This is a genomic window from Colwellia sp., from assembly GCF_013215345.1.
Classification (GTDB): Bacteria; Pseudomonadota; Gammaproteobacteria; order Enterobacterales; family Alteromonadaceae; genus Colwellia.
The window spans coordinates 1-5,274 of the sequence record NZ_JABSOV010000183.1 but is presented as its reverse complement, the minus strand read 5'-3'; the positions used below and the strand labels follow the sequence as shown (position 1 = coordinate 5,274).

General features: G+C 40.1%; 3 protein-coding genes. 2 read left to right on the top strand and 1 reads right to left on the bottom strand.

Annotation, left to right across the window (positions count from 1 at the left end; translation table 11 throughout):
• The coding region (locus HRT50_RS17565; RefSeq protein WP_291616911.1) for a hypothetical protein at positions 1 to 2,052 on the top strand (2,052 nt) is incomplete at its 5' end.
• A gap of 101 nt (positions 2,053 to 2,153) precedes the next feature.
• Here the strand turns inward: HRT50_RS17565 and HRT50_RS17560 are convergent.
• Entirely contained in the window at positions 2,154 to 4,145 is a 1,992-nt protein-coding gene (locus tag HRT50_RS17560; protein WP_291616914.1) for an alpha-amylase family protein, read from the bottom strand.
• 606 nt (positions 4,146 to 4,751) lie between these two features.
• On the opposite strand from HRT50_RS17560, the gene HRT50_RS17555 reads away from it, so the two are divergent.
• Positions 4,752 to 5,274, top strand: a 523-nt coding sequence (locus tag HRT50_RS17555) for a 3-deoxy-7-phosphoheptulonate synthase (RefSeq protein WP_291616909.1), incomplete at its 3' end; no start/stop codon positions are given.

Here is a 5,274-nt window from a genome sequence, read left to right as displayed (position 1 = left end):
TATATAGTTGTACATGAGCAAGGTCATGTTTTTCAAATGTCGTTAATGGACTATCCGGGCTGGTTACCTACTTGGTTTACCGAAGGCACTGCTGATGCATTAGCGCACCATTATTATGATCCTGAGAAAAAACAGTTAAAAGTGATGGTGTTTGATCGAGCATCACCCATGGATTATGTCCGTCTAGGGTTAAAACAATATGAAGCCTTAAATAGTCCAAGTATTCAGGACATGACTAATAACCCGAGTTTGTATCGAGGTATCAACTTTTTCATTGTTCATTTTATGTTAGACGATCCAGACAGATCACATAAATTTAAAGCCTATCGCGATGAAATGGCGGAAAAACGTCAATCGGATTATGGTAGTGGTAAAGAGCTATCTCATCAGTTGATGATAGATGTTTTTGGTGATTGGGACAAGGTAGAAGCCGAGTTTGTTGAATATGTTGCCAGTATTGATAAAACATTCAATACCGCTGCTGGGCCTTGGGAACAAGATGGCAATAAGTTATGGGTGCGTGTATTAAATAATAGCTACGAACATGGCTCTCCTCGTATGGATGTTCGCTTAAAACCGGGCGAAAAACCTGCCTATAAGTCATTTAAATTTGACCAACCTTTAGCCGAAATGTCGTCCTTAATCATTAAGCCTGTCCGTGGCAATGATAATCCTACCGTGGCATTAGAGATAGATTATTTGGCTGACCATTTGCATCGTGGTCATGTTGGCATTGGTTTAGGTTTAAAGATCAGTGATGAAAACCAGCAGAGATTAGCAGCGGACAAAAAAGTTGGCACCTTTAAGCAAAAATCGTATAAGCCAGACGAAGATGAATTACTGCAAATAAAAATAGTTAAAGGCAATACTATCGTGGTCAATGCGAGTTCTTTGGGCGGAGAAGATATTCGTTACTCTATTTCACCACAGATGATTGCTGATTTAGAAAGCCAGCAACAACCTAAATTGGGGCTGTCGATTACCATTAACGCTGATCATTTAACTATTTTACTTAAATCGAAAGCTAGTCAGCATAAGGTGAATTTTTCAATATCTAATGATGTACGCGTTAAGTTACTTGATAGAAATATGGCAATACTGGCAGAAAATGCTGAGCATAGGCTCACTGCCTTTTTTGATGATGGCAGAGACCTTAACCCAGTACCTAGAGATTTAACCACTAATCTAGAAGTTAACCCGTGGGCAAACCCAGCCGATCGTGCTATCAGCCGTTTATTTAGAGCCATGTGGCGCTTAGGAGATAAAGTTCCTAGTGAGTTATCAGCTATGTATGAATATATGATAGATGCCACACCAAAAGACCGTAAAACTCAATTAGCTTCTTTAGCTAAATTGAATGCTGCTAGTACTAGCTTAGTTGCGGCCATTGTTAATTCAGGCGCTACTAAAGACAAGATTAATCATGCCTTAAAAGAGCTGTCTGGCTTGCACCTGCGTTTAGAGTGGCGTCAAGAAAAGGCCAATGGTGAGCAAGTTGTTTCGGCAGTTTTGCGTAATCAAGGCGCTTCAGTTGCTAAGGCGAACATAGTATTGAGCCAACAAGGCAATAACAGCTTTACTAAAGAACTTGTGTTAGCCAGTGGCGATAAAACCATGCAAGACTTAACCACTACACTAGCGACTCGTACCAGTAAAGAGACGATAACTGCTAAGGCAAGTGTTGAATGGCAGGGGCAGTTAATTGAGCTAACGGTAACTCAAGGTGCACGGGTATATCCTTGGTCATCTATGGCAATTGTTGAAGACGCAAAAGTCATTGGCAAAGAAGTGTTAATTACCAGTGAATTTAGAGGGCCACATGCAGGAGAAACTAAAGGTAAAATAATGGTACAAGCTTACCCTTCAGATATTTTTGAAACATCATATTATGAAGAAGAAATTACCATGGCACCTTACGAAATTCGCCAGTTTAGTAATAAGTTTACTGTAAAAGCAGGCGCTAAAACCAAGCCTAATGCGGTAGATGTTACTTTTGAATTGGTTATTGATGGTGAACCCGTGTCGATCAGTGAAAGATCTGAGATTAAATAGCGCTTAACTAACCCTGCCCTAACAGTACGAGGAGGAGGTTAGTTAAAATGGTATAAAAAAAGCGCCAAAAGGCGCTTTTTTATGGAGTTAAACTATGAAAATTAAAAGTTTGTTATTTCAACACTATTACTATTGAATTCGAACTTGTTAACCTTGCCACACTGGGCAAAGTGGTTATTAGAACTATAAGGTGCATCAGCCTGTGAAATATTACCTTCCCAGCCTTGGCCATTTTTAATAAAGGCTTTTACTTCAAACTTACCGTTAACCGCTTTACTGCAATCCATATCAACATCTATCATCCAGTAATGAGCTCCCCAAATATTGAGTGGGTCTTCACCAGAACCATCATTAGCTGTGGTGCGCAATTCGCCCCAGCTACTTGGCCAAACATTGGTAGTCCAATCAAGAGGCGTACCTTCAGCTGTCGTACTTTGATTCACTTCACTGCCATACCAATCTAAATAGTTTTCATTATTTTTCCATGGTGTTGTTGTGCTATTAAGTAAATTGTTATGCCTAATGGGCATAGCACAAGCAAAGTTACTGGTTTGACAGTTTCTGCCTAGTTGGTTATTAGCATAATCATGATCGATACCGCCACGAATAAACATATCTTGTCCGCTTTGTGTTTGCGCTTGAATAAATATCACAGTACGCTGCCAGTCAGTATCGGTTGGCGGAATGACTACACCATCAGTTTTTGCACCTTGGTGAATGGCAAAGGCATCCCAAGCGTTAACATTGGCATTGATCGTTCCGTCACTGTTAACGGTAATGATTTCACCACTACAAGATTGACCATCGGTAGATAACTCACCTTTAAGCACATTACAGTAAGTTCCTGCGACCATATCAGTGTTTAACGTAGTGGTTAAGTTTGAGTTTTCTTTGTTGATGGCAACAAAACCTGAACTACCGCGACCAAAGGCGATTTGATTATTACCGTTATCCCACCAATTGGTTGTGCTCCAGTTATCCGCAGTATTATTTCTAAAATCGACAGCCCCTGCAATGTATGACCACCTGTGCTCACACTGCCATTTGTCGCCAAAGCATTCTAAATTGCCATTATTATGTACCGATACACTAGGAGCACCACCGTCGGTATCACCATGAAAGTCATAACTAGACATTACTTTTGGGTAACCATACGGGTAAGCCAGCATGAATACATTGGCTAAATCGTATAAACGGCCATCTTCAAAGGTTATGACATTGCCCCCGCCGCCATGGCCACGTTGGTTGTCATGGTTATCAACAAAAACAACGGCTGAGCTACTGGCCATAAAACCCCAAGCCTCGCCAAAGGTACTTAACCAAGCTAATTTACCATTTTTGAAAGTATTACCGAGTTGGGTGGTATATTTAAACTCAGTTACTAAACCTGCACTAGTGTATTCAGACGCACTGATCGCCTCGCCACCTTGATCTATGACTTCTTGAAAAACTAATGGGCTGCCATTGACCTTCGATAAAACCCCTTGAATATCACCAACTGCCATATGTTTTGAGGCATCTAATCGAAAACCAGCGACACCGATACTGGTAAGGTCATTTAAATAGCCTGCTAGGGTTTCTTGTACATAAGCTGAACCTGTATTTAAATCAGGTAAACTGACTAATTCACAGTTCTGCACTTGCCAGCGGTTACTATAGTCACTGATGTTACAGCTACTATGGAAATCTTGTGGGCTAAAAAGTGGGTAGGTTTTATTGCCATAGTTACTGCCCGCAGTACCTGTGCCGCTACAATTTGCCATGTGATTTATAATGGCATCAACGTAAATATCTACCCAAACAGCCTTACAGCGATTAACCATATCGATAAATTGGCCTCGATCACCGCCGCGACTTTGCAGTTGATAGCTCACTGGTTGATAACGTGTCCACCATTGTGTTCCTTGAATATGTTCATTGGGTGGTGATACTTGCACTGCCGCATATCCTTTCGGACCAAGGTAATCTTCACATTCTTGGGCGACATCTTGCCAGTTCCATTCAAATAAATGCACAAAGGTAGTTGGTTGAGCGGCTGCTTGTGCGGGAGTTATGGTTAGAAGTGGTAAAGCAATAGCTAAGCTTTTGGCCATTAAATTTTTAGTTATTTTAGATCTCATTTTAGCTCCTATTTATAATTATTATTTATTTTCTCTTTAAATCCGTTTCTTAAATTGAGTACCGCTGCATATTTGCTTAAAATTCATTCAATGTCATCGTTATCCATATTGAATACGTATGCATGAAATCTACTTTTTACCAAATACTTATCTAGTTCTTTTAGCTTCTATCAAGTTAATTGACAGCTAGCTCTACGTTTTTCTGTGTGCCTTTGAACTTGTAATCATTAAGTGAGGTGGGGGTAAGGAATATGAATTTAATTGTTTACTGAAGCTGGTTTAGCTGAGCAAAGTTGTGCTGTAATTAAATGCTCAACAAGCAGGTAAAGTTTTCACTCTATTTTTATCACTTATTTACTATTTAATACTATACATAAGCTTAAAAGGGTGTAATTATATCAATACAAAACGCGTACTTAAATCTTTACGATTCATTGTTTTTGTTTTTGGTTGAGCTGTGGCCCTTGTTTAAGCTGTTATCCTTCCTTTAATTTCACATGTTTAATCTGTTTATTTAGCTAGCGTAAACCCACTTTTAAAGTCCACTTGGTGGAAAAATAGATTGTTTAAGGAAAAATCATGACCACAACTAGCGAATTAAGCGCAGTGCCAACCAGCTCAAATGACATTCACGTTAATGCCGAACATGTATTAATTACCCCTGAAGCTTTGCGTGCAGAATTACCACTTTCTGAAGCCGGCCGTGAGTTTGTCAAACAATCGCGTAAAACCATTAGTGACATAATCCACAAGCGTGATCCGCGTTTATTGGTTATTTCAGGTCCGTGTTCTGTTCATGACGTTGAAGCAGCTAAAGATTACGCCCGCCAATTAAAAGCGCTGCATAATAAATACCAAGGTTCTTTATTTGTGGTTATGCGTGTTTACTTTGAAAAGCCGCGTACGACTGTTGGTTGGAAAGGTTTAATAAACGATCCACATATGGATGGTTCGTTTGATGTTGAAACTGGTCTTCGCAAAGCCCGCGAATTGATTCTTTACTTAACAGAGCTTGGTTTACCTCTAGCAACTGAAGCTCTTGACCCGATTAGCCCACAATACCTTGCCGAAGTGTTTAGCTGGTCAGCGATAGGCGCCCGTA